The sequence below is a fragment of the Serratia sp. CY40230 genome (genome assembly GCF_052168835.1).
In the GTDB taxonomy this organism is placed as follows: domain Bacteria; phylum Pseudomonadota; class Gammaproteobacteria; order Enterobacterales; family Enterobacteriaceae; genus Serratia; species Serratia nematodiphila.
Map to the genome: position 1 here is coordinate 890,841 of NZ_JBJNLX010000002.1, position 21,828 is coordinate 912,668.

27 protein-coding genes are annotated in these 21,828 nt (G+C 60.6%); 9 read left to right on the forward strand and 18 right to left on the reverse strand.

The genetic code is table 11. The annotated features are described in order from the left end of the window. Positions 1-72 precede the first annotated feature (72 nt). The 3 genes from ACJ8IJ_RS11430 to ACJ8IJ_RS11440 form a co-directional block, all read right to left on the reverse strand. The gene (locus ACJ8IJ_RS11430; protein ID WP_021504701.1) at positions 73-573 is read right to left on the reverse strand and encodes an RNA polymerase sigma factor; all 501 of its coding nucleotides are present in this window, start codon (positions 571-573) and stop codon (positions 73-75) included. A gap of 146 nt (positions 574-719) precedes the next feature. After that, positions 720-920: a YaiA family protein gene (locus tag ACJ8IJ_RS11435; protein WP_004940491.1), complete on the reverse strand. Its 201-nt coding sequence runs from the start codon at positions 918-920 to the stop codon at positions 720-722. Positions 921-967: 47 nt separating this feature from the next. Next, a complete protein-coding gene (locus ACJ8IJ_RS11440) occupies positions 968-1,372 on the reverse strand; it encodes a nuclear transport factor 2 family protein (RefSeq protein ID WP_131164618.1) in 405 nt (134 codons plus the stop codon). 96 nt (positions 1,373-1,468) lie between these two features. Here ACJ8IJ_RS11440 and ACJ8IJ_RS11445 point away from each other — a divergent pair, with 96 nt between their 5' ends. Continuing rightward, the gene (locus ACJ8IJ_RS11445) at positions 1,469-2,212 is read left to right on the forward strand and encodes a helix-turn-helix domain-containing protein (RefSeq protein WP_131164619.1); all 744 of its coding nucleotides are present in this window, start codon (positions 1,469-1,471) and stop codon (positions 2,210-2,212) included. Positions 2,213-2,248: 36 nt separating this feature from the next. Here the strand turns inward: ACJ8IJ_RS11445 and aroL are convergent, their stop codons facing one another. From aroL to ACJ8IJ_RS11465, 4 genes are all read right to left on the reverse strand, one after another. Further along, positions 2,249-2,773 (reverse strand): shikimate kinase AroL, encoded by a 525-nt coding sequence (aroL, locus tag ACJ8IJ_RS11450; protein ID WP_004940499.1) that lies wholly within the window; start codon positions 2,771-2,773, stop codon positions 2,249-2,251. Positions 2,774-2,882: 109 nt separating this feature from the next. Continuing rightward, entirely contained in the window at positions 2,883-3,401 is a 519-nt protein-coding gene (locus ACJ8IJ_RS11455) for a GNAT family N-acetyltransferase (protein ID WP_004940503.1), read from the reverse strand. A 53-nt stretch (positions 3,402-3,454) separates the two neighbouring features. Then, on the reverse strand, positions 3,455-5,578 hold the full coding sequence (locus tag ACJ8IJ_RS11460) for a TonB-dependent siderophore receptor (RefSeq protein WP_197753074.1): 2,124 nt from the start codon (positions 5,576-5,578) through the stop codon (positions 3,455-3,457). Beyond that, the gene (locus tag ACJ8IJ_RS11465; RefSeq protein WP_440483910.1) at positions 5,571-6,686 is read right to left on the reverse strand and encodes an ABC transporter substrate-binding protein; all 1,116 of its coding nucleotides are present in this window, start codon (positions 6,684-6,686) and stop codon (positions 5,571-5,573) included. Before ACJ8IJ_RS11465 ends, ACJ8IJ_RS11460 begins: the two co-directional genes overlap by 8 nt. A gap of 219 nt (positions 6,687-6,905) precedes the next feature. Here ACJ8IJ_RS11465 and ACJ8IJ_RS11470 point away from each other — a divergent pair, with 219 nt between their 5' ends. Beyond that, positions 6,906-7,370 carry a GNAT family N-acetyltransferase gene (locus ACJ8IJ_RS11470; RefSeq protein WP_442518634.1) on the forward strand — a complete coding sequence of 155 codons (465 nt, stop codon included), beginning with the start codon at positions 6,906-6,908 and terminating at the stop codon, positions 7,368-7,370. Here ACJ8IJ_RS11470 and ACJ8IJ_RS11475 read toward each other — a convergent pair whose 3' ends face one another. After that, the gene (locus ACJ8IJ_RS11475; protein WP_004940516.1) at positions 7,371-7,928 is read right to left on the reverse strand and encodes a class I SAM-dependent methyltransferase; all 558 of its coding nucleotides are present in this window, start codon (positions 7,926-7,928) and stop codon (positions 7,371-7,373) included. A 241-nt stretch (positions 7,929-8,169) separates the two neighbouring features. Further along, a complete protein-coding gene (locus ACJ8IJ_RS11480) occupies positions 8,170-8,454 on the reverse strand; it encodes a YdgH/BhsA/McbA-like domain containing protein (protein WP_004940519.1) in 285 nt (94 codons plus the stop codon). 309 nt (positions 8,455-8,763) lie between these two features. Here ACJ8IJ_RS11480 and ACJ8IJ_RS11485 point away from each other — a divergent pair, with 309 nt between their 5' ends. Continuing rightward, positions 8,764-9,939, forward strand: a complete 1,176-nt coding sequence (locus ACJ8IJ_RS11485; protein ID WP_442518635.1) for a low temperature requirement protein A — start codon at positions 8,764-8,766, stop codon at positions 9,937-9,939. Between the two features lie 186 nt (positions 9,940-10,125). Here the strand turns inward: ACJ8IJ_RS11485 and ACJ8IJ_RS11490 are convergent, their stop codons facing one another. After that, entirely contained in the window at positions 10,126-11,487 is a 1,362-nt protein-coding gene (locus ACJ8IJ_RS11490; RefSeq protein WP_442518636.1) for an esterase-like activity of phytase family protein, read from the reverse strand. 426 nt (positions 11,488-11,913) lie between these two features. Here ACJ8IJ_RS11490 and aqpZ point away from each other — a divergent pair, with 426 nt between their 5' ends. Continuing rightward, positions 11,914-12,609: an aquaporin Z gene (gene aqpZ / locus ACJ8IJ_RS11495; protein WP_004940529.1), complete on the forward strand. Its 696-nt coding sequence runs from the start codon at positions 11,914-11,916 to the stop codon at positions 12,607-12,609. A 57-nt stretch (positions 12,610-12,666) separates the two neighbouring features. On the opposite strand, the gene ACJ8IJ_RS11500 is transcribed toward aqpZ, so the two are convergent. Then, positions 12,667-13,437 (reverse strand): class I SAM-dependent methyltransferase, encoded by a 771-nt coding sequence (locus tag ACJ8IJ_RS11500; protein WP_442518637.1) that lies wholly within the window; start codon positions 13,435-13,437, stop codon positions 12,667-12,669. 117 nt (positions 13,438-13,554) lie between these two features. On the opposite strand from ACJ8IJ_RS11500, the gene ACJ8IJ_RS11505 reads away from it, so the two are divergent. From ACJ8IJ_RS11505 to ACJ8IJ_RS11515, 3 genes are all read left to right on the forward strand, one after another. After that, entirely contained in the window at positions 13,555-14,358 is an 804-nt protein-coding gene (locus ACJ8IJ_RS11505; RefSeq protein ID WP_442518638.1) for a helix-turn-helix transcriptional regulator, read from the forward strand. 107 nt (positions 14,359-14,465) lie between these two features. Continuing rightward, the gene (locus ACJ8IJ_RS11510; RefSeq protein ID WP_004928461.1) at positions 14,466-15,206 is read left to right on the forward strand and encodes a DUF2076 domain-containing protein; all 741 of its coding nucleotides are present in this window, start codon (positions 14,466-14,468) and stop codon (positions 15,204-15,206) included. A gap of 95 nt (positions 15,207-15,301) precedes the next feature. After that, complete coding sequence (locus ACJ8IJ_RS11515; RefSeq protein ID WP_442518639.1) at positions 15,302-15,850, forward strand: GNAT family N-acetyltransferase; 549 nt, start codon at positions 15,302-15,304, stop codon at positions 15,848-15,850. Here ACJ8IJ_RS11515 and ACJ8IJ_RS11520 read toward each other — a convergent pair. The 5 genes from ACJ8IJ_RS11520 to ACJ8IJ_RS11540 form a co-directional block, all read right to left on the reverse strand. Continuing rightward, on the reverse strand, positions 15,841-16,092 hold the full coding sequence (locus tag ACJ8IJ_RS11520) for a hypothetical protein (RefSeq protein WP_004928468.1): 252 nt from the start codon (positions 16,090-16,092) through the stop codon (positions 15,841-15,843). The genes ACJ8IJ_RS11515 and ACJ8IJ_RS11520 overlap by 10 nt on opposite strands. Before the next feature lie 86 nt (positions 16,093-16,178). Further along, positions 16,179-16,631 (reverse strand): thiol-disulfide oxidoreductase DCC family protein, encoded by a 453-nt coding sequence (locus tag ACJ8IJ_RS11525; protein ID WP_197753077.1) that lies wholly within the window; start codon positions 16,629-16,631, stop codon positions 16,179-16,181. Positions 16,632-16,706: 75 nt separating this feature from the next. Next, positions 16,707-17,036, reverse strand: coding sequence for a hypothetical protein (locus ACJ8IJ_RS11530; RefSeq protein ID WP_015376796.1), 330 nt, complete (start codon positions 17,034-17,036; stop codon positions 16,707-16,709). A 154-nt stretch (positions 17,037-17,190) separates the two neighbouring features. Continuing rightward, the gene (gene ycaC, locus ACJ8IJ_RS11535) at positions 17,191-17,817 is read right to left on the reverse strand and encodes an isochorismate family cysteine hydrolase YcaC (RefSeq protein WP_004928476.1); all 627 of its coding nucleotides are present in this window, start codon (positions 17,815-17,817) and stop codon (positions 17,191-17,193) included. Positions 17,818-17,935: 118 nt separating this feature from the next. Beyond that, the gene (locus ACJ8IJ_RS11540; RefSeq protein WP_015376795.1) at positions 17,936-18,817 is read right to left on the reverse strand and encodes a pirin family protein; all 882 of its coding nucleotides are present in this window, start codon (positions 18,815-18,817) and stop codon (positions 17,936-17,938) included. 125 nt (positions 18,818-18,942) lie between these two features. On the opposite strand from ACJ8IJ_RS11540, the gene ACJ8IJ_RS11545 reads away from it, so the two are divergent. Continuing rightward, positions 18,943-19,851, forward strand: a complete 909-nt coding sequence (locus ACJ8IJ_RS11545) for a LysR family transcriptional regulator (protein ID WP_033634044.1) — start codon at positions 18,943-18,945, stop codon at positions 19,849-19,851. On the opposite strand, the gene ACJ8IJ_RS11550 is transcribed toward ACJ8IJ_RS11545, so the two are convergent. Both ACJ8IJ_RS11550 and ACJ8IJ_RS11555 read right to left on the reverse strand, forming a co-directional pair. Beyond that, positions 19,852-20,235, reverse strand: coding sequence for a VOC family protein (locus ACJ8IJ_RS11550; RefSeq protein ID WP_440483905.1), 384 nt, complete (start codon positions 20,233-20,235; stop codon positions 19,852-19,854). A gap of 2 nt (positions 20,236-20,237) precedes the next feature. Further along, positions 20,238-21,020 (reverse strand): DeoR/GlpR family DNA-binding transcription regulator, encoded by a 783-nt coding sequence (locus ACJ8IJ_RS11555; protein ID WP_021504716.1) that lies wholly within the window; start codon positions 21,018-21,020, stop codon positions 20,238-20,240. A 172-nt stretch (positions 21,021-21,192) separates the two neighbouring features. On the opposite strand from ACJ8IJ_RS11555, the gene ACJ8IJ_RS11560 reads away from it, so the two are divergent. Then, complete coding sequence (locus ACJ8IJ_RS11560) at positions 21,193-21,810, forward strand: hypothetical protein (protein ID WP_015376791.1); 618 nt, start codon at positions 21,193-21,195, stop codon at positions 21,808-21,810. Positions 21,811-21,828 lie beyond the last annotated feature (18 nt).

Consider the following 21,828-nt stretch of genomic DNA (forward strand, 5'->3'; position numbering starts at 1 on the left):
GCATAGACCTCTGTTTTTTCTGGTTATAGGTTAAGACGTCTGAGCGCGGATAAACCCGTAAAAAAATTGCCATTATTGTTCTTCCATCCGCGCCATCAGCCGCTCGAGCGCGCTGGCCAGGTGTTTTTCCACCGTGCTGAGCGACACGCCCAGCTGCGCCGCCACCTGCGCCTGGGTCAGGCCATCGAGCCGGTTAAGGCGGAAAATCTGCTGCGTGCGCGGCGGCATGTCCGCCAGCGCCTGCTGCAACAGCTGCAGCAATTGGCTATCGATCGCCAGTTGTTCAAGCGCCGGTTCACCGGAGGGATACTGCGCCAGAATGTCGTCTTCGACCGCTTCGGTCTGCCGCCGCTGCTGCTGGCGCAGATGGTCGAGCATCAGGTTTTTGGCGGTTTTATACAGGTAGGCTTCGATATCGAGAATGTTACCCTGCGGATATTGCTCGGTAAGGCGGGTAAAACTTTCCTGCGCCAAATCCGCGGCCAGCTGTGGGTCGCGCAGTTTGGCGTTCAAATAGGCTTGCAGCGGCCGCATATGGCGCAGAAACAGCGCCTGCAACTCGGAATTGGACATCTCTTTTCCCAGAAGTGAAACACCCAATAGGGGCGATAAAAATCACATAAATGATTATCATTATCAATATTGTTCTGGGAAATATGTGCTAACGCGGGGGGATAAACAGGAAACCGGCCTGACGCCGGTTTCCGCTGGGCTGCAGGTCAGAGCTCTAACGCCTCGTCTTCATAGCGATGCTTGGCGTCGAGCGCTTCCTGCTCGGTTTCATGTTCACTGAGCAGCGTATTCGGCTCAATGTCGTCGGTGCGCACTTCAAAACGGCGCAGATGCAGGTTCGGGTCCCCCCGAAACACCTCTACGACGCGGGCGCTCCGTGGATAAGCAGGTTGATCATTTTCGCGCATGCCGTTCTCCCGTGTGTTTCACACAGTAGCAAGTATAGCAGCCGCCCTCATTCCGACACGCGCGAACCAAGATCGCGATCGCCGGGAGCGCCCGTCAACAGCTCGGTCAATTCGTCGCAGGCGCAAATACGCCCTTCACGCACGGTGAAGTGCGCCAACACCCGCACGCGGCAGCGGGAACCGTCACGCTTTTCCACCTCGACCAGATGGTGGGTCAGCACCGCCTCGCCCTGCTCCGCCGCCGCGATGATGCTCAGCGTCATGCGGCGGGTTTGCCGCTTCAGCAGCGCCATATGCTGCTCAAACTGCTCGAAGTGCAGCACCTTGCCATCCACCTGCTGGCGGTAGTCTGCGCTGAAGCGGGCGGCGAGCTGGGCCGGCCGATGCTCCGGGTTGGCGACGATCTGCTGCAGCGTATCGAGCACCAGATTCAGCGGGGTAAGTTGAGTCATCACATTTCTCCGAAATAGGGTGAACGGCGATCCTATCCCGGCCAGGCGATGGCATAATAACCACATCAAGACTTTCAATAACGTTAAACGGCCAACATGACGCAAATCCGCAGCCAACGCCTTCAGCATGAAAGAAAGCACCTGACGCCCTGGCACCGGCACGACGGCGGCCAAATCTATCTCTTGACGCGCGGCATGCTGGCGCTGGAACTGCCTGGCCGGCAATGGGCGATCACCGGCGGTGCGCTGGGCTGGCTGCCGCCGGGGTGCCCCCATCAGGCGCTGGCCTGTGGCGACGTGGCGGGCTGGAGCCTGTATCTGCCGATGGAAAGCGTGCCGGAGATGCCGCCGCTGCCGCAGCTGTTCACGGCCTCTGCGTTGTTGCAGGCCCTGGTGGAGCGCATCGCGCAGTTCCCCGCCGGCCCGCTGAGTGCGCCGCAACGGCGGCTGCTGCAGGTGCTGCTGGACGAAATGCACGCGGCAAGCCGCGCGCCATTGCAATTGCCGCTGCCGCAGGACGCCCGGTTGCTGAACATCGCCCGGGCGCTGCTGAACGATCCCGCCAGCCCGCGCAGCCAGCGCGACTGGGCCATCTGGGCCGGGCTCAGCCCGCGCACTCTGAGCCGCCGTTTTCTGCAGGAAACCGGCATCAGTTTCGCGCTGTGGCGCCAGCAGGCGCGGGTATTGCGTTCACTGGAGGGGTTATCACGCGGCAAAGCGGTTGGCGAGGTGGCCGACGCCTGCGGCTATGATAACGTCAGCGCCTACATCGCCGCCTTTCGCCGCCGCTTCGGCGTCACGCCCGGGGCATACTTTGCGGCCGTTCGGCAAACGGAATAGAAAAACGGGCGCACAGCGCCCGAAGAGAAGAAAAGGTTATTTCACCGTCTCACGCGGCAGCACCGCGAGGATTTGTTCCACCACCCGCTGCGGATCGGCGGCGCCGTCCATCACGTAATGTGCGGCATCCTGATACAGCGCTTCCCGCGCGGCCAGCACCTCGCGCATCTCTTCGGCGATCGGCCTGCCGGTGAGCGTCGGGCGCTGCGCATCTTCCGGGTATTCTTCCAACCGCTGCGCCAACACGCTGGCCGGCGCGCGCAGGTAGATAACGGTGCCATGCTGGCGCATAAACTGACGATTCTCTTCCGCCAGGATCGCGCCGCCGCCGGTGGCAACTATAGTTGACGGCTTAGTCACGGTTTGCAACGCGACGGTCTCACGGCGGCGGAACCCCAGCCAACCCTCGCGCTCGACCATTTCCGCCACGCTCATCTGCGCCGCTTGCTGCATAAACAGATCGGTATCGACGAATTGATAGCCCAACGCCAGCGCCAATGCGCGGCCTACCGTGGTCTTGCCGGCTCCGCGAGCGCCTATCATGAACAGGGTTTGTGTCATTACGGGTTGTCCCTTATGCGGTGACTTGAGTGCTTTGCATACCAAAATGCCGAGCGGGTGCGATGGCGTGGTGGCAGCATCATACCCTGCCCGCTCTGTATTTCAATATTTACGATAGTGTAAATTCCATGGCACAGCGACTGCCGACGGCAAAGCCGTGCGCCAGATCCTCATCCAGATGCCGCCGCAAGGCGGCCGTGAGCTGCGCGCCCTCAAGCGGCCGGAATCCCAGCCGCCGGTAGTAAGGCGCATTCCACGGCACCTCAATGAAGGTGGTGAGCGTCAGGCGGCCGGCCCCCTGCCGTTTGGCCTCTTCCGCCACCGCGCCGATCAGGCGGCGGCCGACGCCCTGCCGCTGCCAGGTGCCGGCGACCGACAATTCGGCGATGTGCCAGTCTTCCCCCTGAGCCAGCACGGCGATGAAACCGGCGCACTCGCCGTTGTCGCTTTCCGCCAGCCATTCACGGCGCTCGGCGATAAACGCGGCATGCTGCTGCGGGGCCATCACCTCGCCTTCGGCAATAAAGCGCCATTCCGGCTGTTGGCGAAACAACTGCGCCGCCGAGCGTTCAACCGCCATCAGATGCGCGATATCCCGCTGCTGCGCCAAACGAATCTGCAGGCTCATGGGTTCTCCTTAACGTTGGGGCGGTTATTTAAGCAAATTTCACCGCCCGTGGCTTAGAAATCGACACTGCCGCGCAGCACCACCTCACGCGGTTCCCCCACCGCCACGCGCAAATTGCCGCCGCTGGACGGGTAGTAGGTTTTATCGAACAGGTTCTTCACGTTCAGTTGCCATTTCACCCGATAGCCGTTGATCGGCATGGTGTAAGCGGCGAACGCATCGGCAACGGTGTAGTTATCCAGGTAGAAACTGTTGGCAGCATCACCCGGGCGGCGCCCTACGTAGCGCGCACCGGCGCCAATGCGCACCTCATCGCCGCTGTAGAGACCCGGGCTGCCCAGGTTTTGGGTCAGGAACAGCGAGGCGGTGTGGCGCGCCACGTTGGTCATCTCTTTGCCCTTGTTGTCCGGATCGTCCACCACACGTGCGTCGGTATACGCATAGGAACCGATCAGGCTCAGCGAGTCGGTGAGATTACCGGCCACGTCCAGCTCCACGCCCTGCGAACGCACGCGCCCGGCGGTGCGCGTCACGGTTTCGCCCTCCACCAGCTCACTGACCATCACGTTGCGCTTGGTGATGTCGAACAGCGCCAACGTGCCGGTAACACCGTTCGGCAGCGCCAGCTTGCCGCCGACTTCCCACGACTTGCCCTGCTCCGGCGGCAGCGAATCAATCTGGGTGGCGATGGAAGAGTTCGGCTTGAACGACTCGGTATAGCTGCTGTACAGCGACACGTAAGGCGTCAGCTTGTAGACCACCCCGGCGCGCGGCACCAGCTTGCCGTCCGAGCTGTCGGTATTGGTCTGGAACGGCCGCCCCTTGCCGGCATAGACGTCGAAAGCGTCGTAGCGCAGCCCGCCCATCACCAGCCATTTATCGGTCAGTTGGATGGAATCCTGCATAAACCAGCCGTAGCTGGTGAGATTTTCCCGCTGGTCGCTGTCTTTGGCGCTGACCGCCGTCGACGGCGGCATCAGGCCGTATACCGGATGATAGATATTGAAATCTTTGTTCTTTTTACCGCGGATCATGTCGCCGCGGTAGGTGCGGTTATCTTCAAAATCAAAGCCGAACAGCATCTGGTGGTTGATGCTGCCCCAGTCCACGTCACCATTGAGCGTCAGCTGCACCGCGTTGGCGTGGCTGACGGCATGGGCGGTCGAGTCGGCCTGGCGGCTCAATGCGCCGCTCTCCGGGTCCAGCGCCGTGGCGCGCGCCTGGTTGTCGCTGTAGCTGTTGCGGCTGTAGGCGTAGGTCAGCGAGCTTTTCCAGCGCTCATTGAGCGTTTGATCGATCTGCAGAGTGACGCTGTCCTGATCGCCGCGGGTGGCGTTATAAGCCTCGTCGAAACGGCGATCGCGCGGCGTATTCACCGGTTTGCCGGTGCGTGAATCGATAATGGTGCCGCGATCGAACGGCACCAGATATTCCATATGTTCATAGGCCAACCGCACGGTAGTGTTCTCGCCGTACCACATCAGCGAGGGCGCGATCACCGTCTGGCGATTGCGGCCAAAGTTGCGCCAGTAATCGGTTTCATCGTGATCGACGATCATCCGATAGGCAAACCCCGACGTGCCGAGCGGCCCGGTAACGTCGAGCTGGCCACCGCCGCCGTTGAAACTGCTGCCCCAGCCTTCCACGTGGGTATGCTGCTGCAGCTGGGGTTTTTTGGTGATCATGTTGATCATCCCGCCCGGCTCGCCCATGCCGTACAGCATCGAGGCCGGCCCCTTGAGCACCTCCACCCGCTCGGTGGTCGGCGTAAAGTTGCGCGCCTGCACCGAGCGCACGCCGTCGCGCAGAATGGAGCCGTCGCGGTTGTCGCCGAAGCCGCGTTTCATTACCGCGTCCTGGGTGCCCCCCAGCGTGTTGGCCTGGGTTATGCCGCTGACGTTGTACAGCGCTTCGTCCAGGCTGCTGACCGCCTGATCGGTAATCACCTGTTGCGGCACCACGTCGATCGCCTGCGGCACGTTCAGCAGGTTGGTTTCGCTGCGGGTGCCGGTGACGCTGGTCAACGGCTGATAGCTCTGCACGCCGTCGGCGTCTTTGCGGCCGACCACCACCAGGCTCTCTTCCTGCGGCGCGGCTTTTTCCGCCGCCCACGCCGGCGATGTCGCGCAGGCTGCCAAAGGCAATGCGCACCACCAGCCGCGCTTGTTGTTATTCATTATCTAACTGACTCCAATAGGTCCCTGAAAAAGGTAACGGCAAAAACTGCTGATACAACTGTTGGAAGGTCTGCTGCGGGTTGATGTCGGCGAACAGATCCGGGTAAAACGCTTTGGCGAACATCTCGACCAGCACGACATGGTACGGGCTGAGGTAAAAGTTGTGCCAGACGCTCCAGGCGCGGTGGTTTTTCACCGCCTGCAGGCTGGCCAGCATCGGCTGTTTGGCGATCAGTTGGCGGAAGCTGTCGGCGGCCTCCTGTGGGCTGACCTGCGGCCCGAGACGCAGATCGGACAGCCGTTTGCCCTGCGGGCCGGCCATGCCGGTGGCGAGGTACACGTCAGGATTGGCGCTCAGAATGGTTTCCGGGTTCAGTTCGCCATACACCCCTTTGACGCTGGCGTTGGCGATGTTGTCGCCGCCGGCGAAGGTCAGCAGATCGCCGAGGTTGCCGTGCGCGGCGGTGGTGCAACAGGTGTCGCGCCGCCCCAGATGCAGGTGCAGCATCACCCTGGGCTTCGGCCCCTGATAGCCCGCCAGCCGTTGCCGGATCACCGTCATATGCTGCTGATAAAACGCGATGAACTGCTCGGCGCGTTGCTGACGATTGAGCACTTCGCCCAGCAGCCGCACGCTCGGCACGGTGTTGTTCAGCAGATCGATGCGCAGATCGACGTAGATCACCGCCACGCCGGCCTTGCTCAGTGCGGAAACCAGCAGATCGTTGTCGCCGTCTTCACGCGCGTAGCGCGCCAAAATCACCAGATCCGGCTTCAGCTGCAGCAGGCTTTCGATGTTGACCTGGCGAAAGTTATTGCCGCTGATGACGGGGATCTGGGCTATCTGTGGAAACTTCTGCGTATACAGCTGCCAGCTTTGCGCATCAAAGCGCGCCAGATCCGCCGGCCAGCCGACGATGCGCTGCGCCGGGTTGCCCGGCTCCAGCAGCGCCAGCGTATACAGCATGCGGCTTTCCCCCACCACGATGCGCTGCGGGTTGTCCGGCACCGCGACCTGGCGGCCGGTGATGTCGGTTACCGTCTTCGCCTGGGCGGAGAACATGCCGAACCACAGGGAAAGCAGCAGTAAAATGAGGGAATTGCGCATGATTGAGCCGAAACGGGGGAAATAGTGTGCGCATGATAATCACTCTCATTAGCACTTGCAATCCCACGCCGCGATTGCCAAAAGAAATCCGGGAAACGGTGCCGGGCATGCGGTGAAACACCGTGAAACCGCTAAAATAGCGGCTTTAAAAAGTTAAAAAAATGGCGGAAAAATCGGTTAAATAGGAGGGGGAAACAGCAAAAAAACCGGGAGACCTCCATGACTCAACGCATCATTCCGCTGTCGGAGTGCCCGCAGTTTGCCGATGTGTGCGCCGCCTGGGCTTTCGGCCAATGGGGTTCACAGCGCGGCGGTTCGCTGGCGCGCACCCAGCTGCGTTTCGCCCAATGCAGCCGGCCAAGCGACGATCACCTGACGCTGATGATGATCGACGGCGATCGTCCGGTCGGCATGGCCAGCCTGTGGCCCAGCGACGATCACCAGCGCCAGGATCTCACTCCGTGGCTGGCCGGCGTCTTCGTGCATCCCGATCACCGCCGCAAGGGCATCGCCCACCGTCTTGAAATGGCCATCGTCGAGGCGGCGCGGCAACGCCATCACTCGGTTCTGCATCTCATCACCGACAAGTCGGAAGCGCTGTACGCCGGCTGGGGTTGGCATCCTGTGGAACGCCGGCGGCAACATGACGAAGAGGTGGTGGTGGTGATGACGAAAACGCTGTAGCTAACGCGGCGTACAGACATACACCAGCGCCGGCGGGAAGTTGCGCACTACCCGCAGGCGCTTCCAGTGAAAATAGCGCGATAGCAATTTTTCCGACAGGTGGCTGTATTGAAACAACACCAGCGTGCCGTTGCGCGCCAGCAGCCGCTGCCGGGCCTGCTGAAGAATGCGCACGCTGATCCTGACCGGGATCGACAACAGCGGCAGGCAGGAAAACACCACGTCGTAATCCGTGGCCATCCGGGTCGCAGAGTGGCCCATCACCTGCAGCCGCCGATCGTCTATCCCGCGCAGCCGATGCACGAAATGGGGTTGGATTTCGAAAGCCTCCAGCGCCGCATCGGCGCGCATCCGCCCCAGAATGCGTTTGGTCAACACCCCGTCGGCCGCGCCCAGTTCCGCGATCGACAGCGCCCGGGTCCATTCAATCTGGTTCAGCATCGCCTGACACAGCCACGGGGAAGAAGGTGCCAGCGTACCGACGGTGCGCGGTGAAGCCATAAATTGCTGCAGGTAAGCGAAGTGATTCATCAGTTGCAGCCGGGTCGCATTTAACATTGAGGCCTCCTTGGGTTAAGCCCTCAATGTGAGCCGAATTTCTTAAGTAATCATTAACATGATTCCGAAAGCGGCAGACACAGTTGTAATAAAATGCAACCTCATCAACGGCACGCAAAGAAAAACGGCCGTAATAATGACCTGAGAATAAGTCGTTTATACACCGACTATTCAGATAATTATTGCGACCGTTTATTTTATTGGCCGCGTTGCCGCGGCCAGAGCGTAAAAAAACCAATGCTTAGCGATAAATTTCCGCATTGCCGCGCCAGTTGCTGGAATCCCCGGGGGTGTCCAGACCGATAATGCGATAATGGCTGGCGCCGTCCGCCGCGGCTTTTTCTTTAAGGGCGGTGATGGCATCATGCGGTGAGCCGCTAATGCCGGAAACCGACACGACGCCGATGCTTTGCAGATTGGCGGCCTGCTCGCTGTTGACCTGTTTCACCGACGACAGCGGCGCGGCGAAAGTGGAGAAAGAAGCGGCGGCGATCAATACGGCTGCGATGCTTGGGATGAGTTTCATGATTGACTCCAGGTGTTCTTGTTTATTAGCTCGTGGTCAGTGATGTTAATTATCCGCTAGCCAATGAAAACGGACGTCATGCAACGTAAAGAACATCAATCATTGTGAGGAGAATAAGGAGGAAGTAAGAATGGGTGTGTATTTTCAGGCAGGAATGACTTTATAGACCTCACCTTACCCCTATTTGATGAACAATTAAAGACGGTGCGAGATAAAGCATGCGCGCCGCGTCTATTTAAGATTTTTTACCCGCCGGAGCGCGCTGAGCTACGCTGATTTTGTGGCTTACCCTTTTAAGGAAGAACGCTTATGTCGCAAAACCTGCTGCGCGTGCGTGACGGTCAGGGCGCATCGGTCTCATTTTCCGAGCTGCTGTTCGATCTGATCTACGTTTTCGCCGTGACCCAACTTTCCCACTATCTGTTGCATCACCTGACGCTGACCGGCGCGCTGGAAACCCTGCTGCTGTGGTTTGCCGTCTGGCTGGCCTGGCAATACACCGCCTGGGTCACCAACTGGTTCAATCCGGATACCCGCCAGATCCGCCTGCTGCTGTTCGCGATCATGCTGCTGGGGCTGTTCGCCGCCGCCGCGCTGCCGCAGGCGTTTGGCGAGCGCGGCCTGATCTTCGCGCTGTTTTATGTCGCTATTCAGGTCGGCCGCTCCGCCACGGTATTGCGCCTGCTGGCGCCTGGCCACCCGTTGAAACAAAACTTTCGCCGCATCCTCGGCTGGCTGTGCATCTCCGCCGTCTTCTGGATCGCCGGCGGGCTGGCGGAAGGCCATACTCGCCTGGCACTGTGGGCGTTCGCCGTCTTGTGCGAATACGTCTCGCCGATGTTCGGCTTCCGTCTGCCGGTGCTGGGGCGCTCGGACAGCAGCAGCGAATGGACCATCGAAGGCCACCATCTGGCGGAGCGCTGCCAACTGTTCGTGATCGTGGCGCTGGGGGAAACCATTCTGATCACCGGCGCCACCCTGAGCGAGATGGAAAGCTGGAGCCTGCCGGTGCTCATCGCTTCGCTGGTGGCCTTTCTCGGCAGCCTGGCGATGTGGTGGGTTTACTTCGACACCAGCAGCAAAGCCGGCAGCCACGCCATCAGCCAGGCGGAAAACCCCGGCCAGCTGGGCGCTTATTTCCACTACGTGCACGTCGCGCTGGTGGGTGCCATCATCGTCTGCGCCGTGGCCAACGAGCTGGTGATCGCCCATCCCGACGGCCGCATCCAACACGCCACGGCGGCGGTGCTGCTGCTCGGCCCGGCGATTTACCTGTTCGCCAACGCGCTGTATAAACGGTTGGTGTATCGCCGCTTCCCGCTGTCGCACCTGGTTGGGCTGCTGGCGCTGGCGGTATTGGCCCCCGCCGCCTATTTAACCGATCTGCTGATGGTCAATGGCCTGACGACGCTGATCATGGTGGTGGTGGCGGTGTGGGAGAGCATCTCGCGCGGCAGAGCGCCGCAGCGGCACGCGGAGACCTGAAGCAAACGGGGGCATCACCGCCCCCGCTGTGAGATTGATGACAAACCTCATGCCATTGCCGGGTTTGCAGAGAGCAGCGGATAAAAAACAAGGAAAATCAATTTATTGATTTTCGGCTGATGGCCACAAAGGAGGAAAAACCACGTTTGTCAACGGCCTGACGGGGGCGCTGTCGCCCCCTCTCGATCACTTCAAGGGTTGCGGCAAGGTGAGCACCCAGAGCTCGCTCAGCGACTCCGGCTGCTCCAGAGGGCGCAATTCGATACGGGCATCGGTCTTGTCGCCGTCGAGGCTCAACCGCCCTTCTTTCTCCAGCTGATAGTCACCGATTTTTTTGCTCTTTGGCGACGCATCCACCAGCTTCGCCTGCAAGCCGAAATCGTTGTCATTGATCACCGCCAGCGTGCGATCGTCGATCAGCGCCAACCCTTCCGCTTTCTCCTGGCGCCAGCCCAACTGGCGCAGATCCGCCACTTCCCGTTTCTGCGCCAGCTTCACGCCGCGTTTAGCCAGATCTTGCGCGTCGTCGAACTCCAGCGCTTTACCCTGGCCGTCAAACGTACTCAGATCGCTGGCCTGCGCGAGATCCACCAGATAGATCTTGTTGATCATCGCCTTATCTTTATCGGTTCCCTGTTCAATCAACAGGATGCGCTGATTGTCCAACGCCACGATATCGCCAATCTTGGCGTCTTTGGCTTTTTTATAGCGGTCGATATCGATGGGATATCCATACATGGCGGTTTTGCCACTGCGCGGATCGAAGCTCACCAGCCGGGTAAACTGCGCCTTGTTTTTGCTTTTACCATCGACATCCAGCGTGCTCTGCACCGCCGCCAGAATGCGCCCATCCGGCATCCGGGTCAGCCCCTCAAAACCGCGGTTAGGCTGGCGCCACTTCAGGATGTTCGGCAAACCGCTCGCCACCGCCTGCTCGCCGGCCTGCGGCGTTGGGCCATATTTGGCGAGAATTTTGCCTTTGTCGTCGACATGGATCAGAAACGGGCCATACTCGTCACACAGCCAATAGCCGCCGTTGCCGTCACCGATGATACCTTCGGTATCCAACCCACGGCGATCGCCGGACAGCGGTTGCAGCGCATCGTTCAACGCCACTTCGTTCGTGGAACCAATCAGCTCGCTCGGCAGCGGCAGCCCGCTAATCGGCCCTTTTTCGTCATGCAAGGGCCGCGCATTCTCGGCCACGGCCTTGCCGCCGCCGATACGAATGTCCATCAACAGAGGCGTGAATTGCGGATTGGCGAAAATCTTGGCTTCTTGCTTGCCCACCGCCGGGGCATCAGCATTCGGGCCGCGATCGGTCAGCGTCGTCAGCACCAGATCGTCGCCCTGCTTGCGATTGAACGACAGCCCTGAGCCGATCCCCACCGGCAACCCCTGCGGAAAATGCCTGGCAAACGCCCCCTGATAGGCGACGCGTTCCCCGCCGGGGAAGCCGACCACATAACGCGCCACCTCAATATCTGCAGCGTAGGTGAATACCGGAAACAGCGAAGCCAACAGCAGGGAGAGCGATTTTATTCTCATGTTTTTTACCCGAGGTTGAATGAAGCGTTATCAGGCAGAAGAAGATATTAATTTAGCATGACACTTAGATGACAACAGGCGCTTCGTCAAATGTAAAACAAGCAATAAGGTTGGCTGGCAAATAGAAATTAGCAATTAACCTGAGCGTATTGAATGGAGAAAACCGCTGGAAAAAACCGCCCGAAAATAGCCCGCCATTTTGCTTAGGGTAAATTCTTATAGCAAAGATAAAAAAATCGGCAAACGCGCGTCAGTACGGGGAAAAACGGTGTTTTTCTCATAGACAAAATAAAATACCGGGGATTTAATACCGCCGTTATTCAAGGTGCATTAAGAAAATTCTATAGAATATCTGCATGAACTCAAAAAGCTGTTCTATAGTTTTTAGTGCTAACGCCCGTTAGTCTATTCCGCAGGATGGAATCTATGTCAAAGCGACTTTTTGCTGAATTTTTTGGCACATTTTGGTTGGTGTTTGGTGGTTGTGGTAGCGCAGTATTGGCAGCGGCATTCCCACAGCTGGGTATTGGTTTCCTCGGCGTCGCGCTCGCTTTCGGTCTGACCGTGGTGACGATGGCCTATGCCGTCGGCCATATTTCCGGCGGGCATTTTAACCCGGCCGTCACCGTCGGCTTATTCGCCGGCGGCCGTTTCGCGGCGAAAGACGTTATTCCTTACGTTATCGCTCAGGTCATCGGCGGTATCGCCGCAGCGGCGGTGCTGTATTTGATCGCCAGCGGCAAAGCCGGTTTCGACGCCACCGCAGGCGGCTTCGCCTCCAACGGTTACGGCGAACACTCACCGGGCGGTTATTCTCTGCAAGCCGCGATCGTGATTGAGCTGGTACTGACCGCCTTCTTCCTGATCGTTATTCACGGCGTGACCGACAAGCGCGCGCCGGCAGGCTTTGCCCCGCTGGCGATCGGCCTGACGCTGACGCTGATCCACCTGATCAGCATCCCGGTGACCAACACCTCCGTCAACCCGGCGCGCAGCACCGGCGTAGCGATCTTCCAGGGCACCTGGGCGCTGCAGCAGCTGTGGGTCTTCTGGCTGGTGCCGCTGGTCGGCGGCATTATCGGCGGCCTGATCTACCGCTGCCTGCTGGAAGACAAGAAATAAGCGTATCGCAGTCAATCGCGTTTCACGGGGCAGCCTTCATCGGCTGCCCCGTTGCTTTCAGCCCTTCGTCACTTCAAACATCATGATGTCGCTGGTAAAGGAGCCGTCCGGCTGAATGGCGAAATGCGCCGCCACCTCTTCCGACACGCTTTGTTGCAGCGCGCGGATCGCGGTGACGAAATGCGCCGGCGTGCGCATACGCGCCACCCAACTGCCGAACTCCAGCATCAATCGATCCGCCGTCACTTCGCGTACCATCAGCCCGGCTTCGGTCAGCAACGTCAGCCACTCGCCCGGCGCATAGTTGCGCACGTGCGAGGTGTCGCGCAGCACTTCCACGGTTTGCAGGTAGATATCCAGCAGCGGATGCCCCGGCGAGACCACGTCCATAAAGATCGCGCTGCCGCCCGGTTTGAGTACCCGCCTGACCTCGCGCAGCGCCTGGCCGACGTCGTGCCAGTGGTGCGCCGAATAGCGGCTGATGACCAGATCGAAGCTGGCGTCTTCAAACGGTAAAGACTCCGCCACGCCCTGCTGCTGCTGAATGTTATTCAGGCCTTTTTCCGCCGCCGCCTGCTTCACCACCGCCAACATTTGCGCCGACAGATCGTAGGCCACCACCTGCTCCACCCTGGCAGCCGCCGTGAAGCTGGCATGCCCGGCGCCGCAGCCCAGATCGAGCAGGCGCGCGCCGGCGTGCGGTTCCAGTAACTGTGCAAGGCGTTGCAAATCCTTGCCCTGCGCATGCACCGCGCTGGTTAAGTAGGCGTTGGCCTGCTCGCCGAACTGCCGGTCTACCGCGTTTTTATGGCTGTTGCTGATGCTCATGTTTGCTCCCGTTATTATCCGGCTTGCGCCTGTGCCTGAAGGCTTTCGGCTACTATAATCAGGCTACTATACGGGTACAATATGAGCAGTTATCCTGGTATAAATAGGTACCACGCTATGTCATCAGAAGCCTTATCCGGGCCAAAGGCCCTCGGCGCGTTCCTGCGGGCGCACCGCGAACGCATCACGCCGGAAATGCTCGGCCTGCCCAGCTCCTCGCGCCGTCGCACCAGCGGCCTGCGGCGCGAAGAGCTGGCGCAAATCAGCGGCATCAGCGCCACCTGGTATACCTGGATCGAACAGGGCCGCGAGGTATCCATTTCCCCCTATACGCTGGCACGCATCGCCAAGGCGCTGCGGCTCGGCCCGGCCGAACGCCATTACCTGTTTACCCTGGCGCGCATCGCCGACCCCGAGCAGGAAACACACCGCGAAACCGCCAACGACGCGGTGCTGCAAAGCGTGCACCAGATGACGGTGCCCTGCTACCTGCTGGACGTGACCTGGAACGTCGTCGCCTGGAACCCGCAGGCGGCGGCGCTGTTCAGCGGCTGGCTGGATGTGGCCAACAGCCCCAACCTGCTGCACTTCATGTTCTTCCACCCATTAGCGAAAACGCTGATCAGCGATTGGGAGGAACGCGCTCGCCGCGTGGTGGCCGAGTTTCGCGCCGAGACCAGCCATCATCAAAATACCGAAGAGATGCGCGCCTTCGTGCGCAACATGACGCACAACAGCGCAGACTTTAATCACTGGTGGAAGCAACATGACGTCATGGCGCGCGAAGGCGGCGAACGCGCGTTCGAGCATTCTCGGCAAGGCACACTGCGCTATCGCCAACTGACCTTCCAACCGGCAGAGCACGCCGGTCTGAAGCTGGTGATGCTGATCCCGCTGCCGCAATTGGTAACAAATTCATAGGCAAGTTTACCCGCCATTTATTTATTGGTTCATGTAAACGCGCTAGGGTGATTGTTACGGATGATAATGATCATCCAGCACCGTTATTTATCTCCTGAGGTACTCCTATGCAATCCGAAGAACAACGCCTTATCGATGGTCTGTTTGGCCGCCTGAAAGAAGCCGAGACCAAGACGGGCCCACGGGATCTCCAGGCAGAGCAGCAAATCAACCAGCATATTCGCGAGCAGCCTTCCGCCCCTTATTACATGGCGCAGGCGATGATCATTCAGGAAGCGGCGCTCAAGCAGATGGATCAGCGGGTCAAAGAGCTGGAGGCCCAGGTGGCGCAGCTGCAGCAAACCGCCAACGGCCAGCAGAGCAGCGGCGGCTTCCTGGCCGGTCTGTTCGGCGGCGGCAGCCGCACGCCAAGCCCGCGTGAACAGTATCAGGCGCAGCAGCAAAATACGGCGGCCTGGAACAACGCGCAGCAGGGGGGCTACGCGCAGCAGCAGCCTGCCTATGCCCAACCGCAGCAGGCGGCGCCCTCACGCGCCGGCGGCTTCCTGGGAGGCGCCTTGCAAACGGCGGCGGGCGTCGCCGGCGGCGTGGTGTTGGCCGACATGCTGACCGGCATGTTCCGCCATTCGCAACCACAGGAAATCGTAAATATTATCGAGGAAACCCCGGCGCCGCTGGACGACAGCGCAATGCGCAATTTCGACGCCTCCAACAACCTTGATACCTTCAACAACGGCGATGGTGGCAGCTTCCTGAACCAGGACAACGGCTTCCAGAACGCCAGCTATCAGGACGACACGGATTACGCCGACGACGATTACAGCGACGACGACGACTCCTTCCTGTAATTCCCTTCGCCCCCTCTCACCCGCAGAGGGGGATTTCCCGTTTCACCAATCTGCTCTACAGTGAACACTGTTCATTTATCCAGCCGGGAGAAACGATGATGAGCCTTACTCCTTCAGACCCTTTTTTCAGCGAACGCCTGCAGATGCGCCCGCCGGTGATGGCGGATCTCGAACGCTTCTACGCCATCTTCGGCGATCCGCAAACCCAGCGTTTCAATCCCGCCGGCCCGCTCACCAGCGAAGCGCAGGCTATCTCGGCGCTGCAAGAGAGAATTTCCGGGTGGCAACAACACGGTTACGGTTCCTGGGCGATCGCCCTGCGCGCACGGCCGGATTGGATCATCGGCTTTGGCGGATTGTCCTGGAAACCGCTCGGCGCGCAGCGCACCGTGAACCTCGGCTATCGATTCGATACTCGCGTCTGGGGCATGGGGTTGGCCACCGAGATGGCGCGGGCTTCGCTGCAATATGGTTTTGTCGGATTGGCGATGGAGGAAATTTCCGCCATTGTGCGCGCGGAGAATCAGGCGTCGTGGCGAGTGCTGGAAAAGATCGGCATGCGGCGGGTGGATACGCTGGATGACGTGCCCGGCGCGGCGCCGAGCCTGGTGTATACACTAAAGCGCGGCGACTATCAGGGCTGATCGTCGCTGATTCTGGCCAATGCCATGCGATAAGATTTGACCTTCTTACGCTTTTTCAGCCAGGTGGTGGTCGACACGATGAACACCGCGCCCGACATCGCCAACACGCCGGTCGGGTGGCCGTAAAACACCATCAAGGCAAAGTACACGGCGGAAACGATCGCCACCCATTTCGCCGTATTGCCCATGTCGTTTTTCTCCTGGGTCAAACGGCGAATGCGCTCTTCTTCACTGATTCCCATACGCGCTCCTTGTTGGTTGAATGTTCCATTATATGGAGCTGGAGTGCTGATATTTCAAGCGGTTGGATGGTAAAGAAGCGTAAAGCTCAGGCCGGCGGCTCCCGCCGCCGAGACAGATAACGCCCGGGCTGATCGGCACCCGGCAGGCCGCTGCCGTCGTTGCGGCCAAACAGACGGTAGCGATTGCCGGCGACCGCGTCGTACACCTTGTCCGCCAGCTTCGGCGGCAGATAACGCCCCAGCGCCAGCGCGCGGTATGGCCAAGCCAATTGGCGCAGCGCCTGAAACAACGCCGCCGAACGCAGCCAATAGCGCCCCTGCTCAACATACACCACGGAATCGAAACGATCGGTCGGCAACCCCAACGCCAGCAGGATCGCCTGCCCTTCGACGGATTGCACCGTCGCCAACAGAATGCGCCGCTGCCGATCGGCGCGAATAAGGTCTCTCACCAGCCCGTGACACAGATTGCATTCGCCATCGAACAACAGCACGCGATCGCCGGGCTGGAGATAAGGCAGCTGTGATAAAGGGGTCATCCCGCCTCCCGAAAAACGCTCTCCTTAGCCTAACGCGCCTGGCGCGCCCAGGCCAGAGCGGGATGACAGGGCCCGTTAAGGCGCAGGCGGTGCGTCAGGCACGGCCACCACCGCGACGCGCACTTCGTAATGTTTGGCGCTGCCCGCCGGGATCACCGCCGTCAGTTTGTTGATGGTTTCCACCGGATTGTCGCTGGCCGAGGTGGCACAGAACAGCTCGCCGCCGTGGCAGAACCCCGGCTTGGGCGGGTGCCCGCCCGGGAAAGGCGGCATGCGCATCGGCGCATCCATCAAAGGCGGCAACGCGTTGGCCGCAGGCTTCTCAGGCGCCGACATCGCGCTCGCGCTGAACAATAGCGCCATGCCCATGCAGGGCAGCGCCAGGATCTTGATTGCTTGTTTCATTGAATTAGCCTCATTTGCCGGGTTCGGGATTACGCTACCCCGCCCCCGGCCAATGAGAAAGCCGCTTTTCGCTACCTTTTCGCCCCGCTGCGCTTTGCTTACATCCCGCGTCTAACGTGATGAAAGGCGAAAGGTTGAGTAAAGGGCCGTCGCGTTACTTACCGTTGGTCAGCGTGTTGTAGCTGGTCATCAGATTGCGGTAGTCCGGGATATGGTTGGAGAACAGCGTGCCCAGGCCTTCGATGTCGTTACGCCAGTCGCGGTGCAGCTCGCAGGCGACGCCGAACCAGGTCATCAACTGCGCGCCGGCGGCTTCCATACGGCTCCAGGCCGACTGACGGGTCAGTTCATTGAAGGTGCCGGAGGCGTCAGTCACCACAAACACTTCGAACCCTTCATTGAGCGCAGACAACGCCGGGAATGCCACGCACACTTCGGTCACCACGCCGGCAATGATCAGCTGCTTGCGGCCGGTGGCTTTTACCGCTTTGACGAAGTCGTCGTTGTCCCAGGCGTTGATCTGGCCAGGGCGCGGAATGAAGGGAGCATCGGGGAATTGGGCTTTCAGTTCCGGCACCAGCGGGCCGTTGGGGCCGTTTTCAAAACTGGTGGTCAGAATGGTCGGCAGGTTGAAATACTTCGCTAAATCACCCAGCGCCAGCACGTTGTTTTTAAACCGATCGGGATCGATGTCGCGCACCAGCGAAAGCAGCCCTGCCTGATGATCCACCAGCAATACGGCGGCCTGATCTTTGTCGAGGCGTTTGTAATTTGCAGTCATGGTTTTACTCCTGTGGGGTTTGATGTTGCGGATGAAATGCCCCGCCGGTGTGGCGGGGCGTTGAGGTTTAAGTGTGGCATCTGGAACCGAGAACACTTCCCGCCCCAGATGCCAAGGTTCAACCGGCGCTCGCTTCGGCGTTCATGCTGCCGAACTTGCCGCTGTTGAAATCGCGGAACGCCTGCTGGATTTCCGCTTCGCTGTTCATGACGAACGGGCCGTAGCCGACGATAGGCTCATCGATCGGTTCGCCGCTCAGCACCAACAGCGCGACGTCGTTGTTGGCTTCGATAGTGATCGAATCCCCCGCCCGGTCGAAACGCACCATCTGGGTTTCACGCACCACATCTTCGCCGTTAACCAGGATCGCGCCGTGCAGCATCACCAGCGCCAGCGTATGGCCTTCTTTCACCGTCAGCGTGGTGGTATGGCCGGCATTCAGCTTCATATCCCACACGTTGAGCGGGCTGAAAGTGCGCGCCGGGCCGGCATGGCCGCCGAAGTCACCGGCGATCACCCGCACCTGCCCTGCGCCGTCCGCCAGCGGAACCACCGGAATATCGGCGTTCAGCAGCGTCTGGTAACCCGGCTCGGCCATTTTGTCCTTGGCCGGCAGGTTGACCCACAGCTGCACCATTTCCATGGTGCCGCCGTTGCGCGAGAAGTCTCGCGAATGGAACTCTTCGTGCAGGATGCCGGAGGCGGCGGTCATCCACTGGACGTCGCCGGGGCCAATCACCCCACCGCTGCCGGTCGAGTCGCGGTGTTCCACTTCGCCCTGATAGACGATGGTCACCGTTTCAAACCCGCGATGCGGGTGCTGACCCACGCCACGGGTGCCGGAGGCGGAACGGAATTTGGTCGGCGCCGCGTGATCCAGCAGCAGGAACGGGCTCATTTCCGCCCCCAAATCGTTATAAGAGAACAGCGAATTCACCAGGAAACCGTTACCGACCCAGTGTGCTTCCGGGCTGTTGTGAATACCGAGGATTTTTTTCATCTTGAACTCCCGTTTCAGACCTCACGGCCTTAAGTTGATGTCAGAAGTTTAATCCGCCGGGGTTTGCTGCAGTAGTAGGCAAGATGTACACTCAGCGTTCTACTGATAGAACGATAAGGGATACGATGCTGACCGATCTGAACGATCTGTTTTTCTTCGCCAGCGTGGTCGATCACCAGGGATTCGCCCCCGCCGGCCGGGCGCTGGGCATTCCCAAATCCAAGCTCAGCCGCCGCGTGGCGCTGCTGGAGGAGCGGTTGGGCGTGCGCCTGATCCAGCGCTCGACGCGGCGCTTCTCGGTGACCGAGGTCGGCCAAACCTATTACGCGCACTGCAAGGCGATGCTGGTGGAAGCGGAAGCGGCGCAGCAGGCGATCGAGCAGACGCGCGCCGAGCCCTGCGGCACGGTGCGCATGTCCTGCCCGGTGGCGATCCTGCACACCCGCGTCGGCAGCATGGTGGCGGCCTTTATGGCCGATTATCCCAAGGTGACGGTGCATCTGGAGGCCACCAACCGCCGGGTGGACGTGGTGGGGGAAGGGTTGGATCTGGCGATCCGGGTGCGACCGCCGCCGCTGGAGGACAGCGATCTGGTGCTGAAAATCCTGGCGCAGCGCACCTGGTGCGTCGCCGCCAGCCCGGCGCTGGTGCGCACCCTCGGGCCGGCGCACACGCCGGAAGACCTGCGTAAGTACCCGACGCTCGATCTCGGCCCCGCGCGCGGTCAGCACCAATGGCGGCTGACCGGCCCGCAGGGTGAACGGGTGGAGTGGGAGCACACGCCGCGGCTGGTCACAGACGACATGCTGATGCTGCGCACCGCCGCCATCGCCGGCGCCGGCATCGTCCAACTGCCGGCGATGATGATGCGCGACGACATGCTGCGCGGCGAGCTGGTGCAACTGTTGCCGGGCTGGCAGCCGCAGGGCGGCGTGGTGCATGCGGTTTATCCGTCGCGCCGCGGCCTGCTGCCGGCGGTGCGGCTGCTGCTCGACTATCTGGGCGAGCAGTTCGCCAGCATTGAAGAAGAGTGATCAGGCGGTGATTTCGATCGCGTTGCCGTCTGGATCGCGAATGACGGCCTCGTAGAAGCCGTCGCCGGTCCAGCGCGGCGCGGACAGCAAAATGCCCTCCTGCTGCGCGCGCTGCGCCAACCGATCGACCTGCCGCTCATCCCCCAGCGACAGCGCGATGTGCGCCCAACCGACCCGCTCCTCCTGCTCCTGCGCCGGCAGCAACGTCGGCACGCGCATGATCTCCAGCGACGGCCCGGCCGCCAGGCTGACGAAGCGGGAAACGAACCCCGGCCGGTTGCGGCTGACGTACTCCTCCCCCGCGGTACCATTGAAATAACGCTGCCAAAATGCCAGCTGCGCGTCGATGTCACGGGTCCACAGAGCAACATGGGCTATTTTCATCATCATTCTCCGGTCGGTAAATCGCTGTGCCAAACCTGGCCGCCGCCCTGCGCCACCTGCAGCTCAAGCTGCGGGTGCGCGCCGCGCGCCGTCACCAGATGATCCACCCGCCCGGCGGGCAGGAAGGGGTAAGGGGCGTAGGTATTGAGCTTGTCGCGGGTGCACAGCACCGCCACGCTGCCGGCGCGCGTCAACAGCCGCTTTTTGAAGGTGGCGTCCTGGTAGCTCAGCGCGGAGAAGCCGCCGGCCGGGTCGTAGGCGCAGATGCCGGTAAACACCAAATCGAAATGGAAACCGTCGATCTCTTCCGCGGCCTTGGCGTCCACGCAGCCGCCGACCTGCGCATCCAACTCGCCGCCGATCAGGATGGTGCGGATCCCCGGCCGCTCCAGCATTTTGCCGGCGATGCTCAATGCATTGGTCACCACCGTCAAACGCCGGTCGCGCGGCAACAGATCCGCCAGATACAGGTGGGTGCTGCCGGCGTCGAGGAAGATCAGCTGTTCTTCACCGATCACCCCCAGCGCGGTCTGCGCCAGCGTCAGCTTCTCGTCACCGCTGAGCGCAATGCGCGTCGCAACGGGGCCTTCGGCCGGCGTCGGCGCCAACGCGCCGCCATAGATGCGTTTACACAGGTTCTGCGCCGCCAGCTGGCGCAGATCGCGGCGAATGGTCGCTTCGGTGGTGTTCAGCCGCTGCGCCATCTCCAGGGCCAGCACCCGCCCCTGTTGGCGGAGCGTGTCAAGAATGGCCTGGTGACGCTCATTCGGTAACAGTTTGGACATCATGTCAATCCGGTGACGCTAAAGTGATCACAAATGTACACAAACAAACACAAACGTACAATGCAGGGCGGAAGAAAAATCGCCGGGCAGGATTTTCGCCTGCGGGATGTTGGCTATACTGAGGCAAGCGAAGTTACCGCAGACGTAACGGCTTGGACGCTAAGGGAAAACGATGTTATTGACGATCGCAAGGTGGCTGTTTCAACTCCCCGGGAAGCTGTTCGGGCTGATTTTCAAAAATCGCCTGAGGATATTTTTGTTCTTCATGCTGGTCGCCGTTGGGGTGCTCGGCGCCAAGCGCTATCTGCGCGCCCACCAATATGACGACGAGTTCAGTCTCGCCGCCCCCGCCGATTACAATCGCGCCATCAAGCGCGAAATGCCGCTGCGGGAGGCGCGCGAACAGTGCGGCGGGCCGCTGCATGACAATGCCGGGCAGCCGTGGCCCGCTTCAGCGGGTTATCTGCATCAGCCAACGCGCCTGCCCGCATCCGGCCTGCATCGGCTGACGTTGGATAATCAGGGCAACGATTTCGCGGTACTGGTCAAGCTGGAAACGCCCGCCGCGCCGCAACAGCTGGCGGAAGTCTTTATTCCGCCCGCCGGCAGCTTCGAGGTGAAAATCAATGCGAACGCGGAACACGTGATGAAAATCAAGAATATCAAGACCGGCTGCATGTTCCGCTCCCGGCCGTTCAACCTGGATAAACAGCGTGATTGGCGCATGCCGCTGACGCTGCAGAAGGACGGCAGCCTGCAGCTGCAGCCGATAGGCGATCGCCAATTCTGAGCGGGCGCCGGGCAGCAG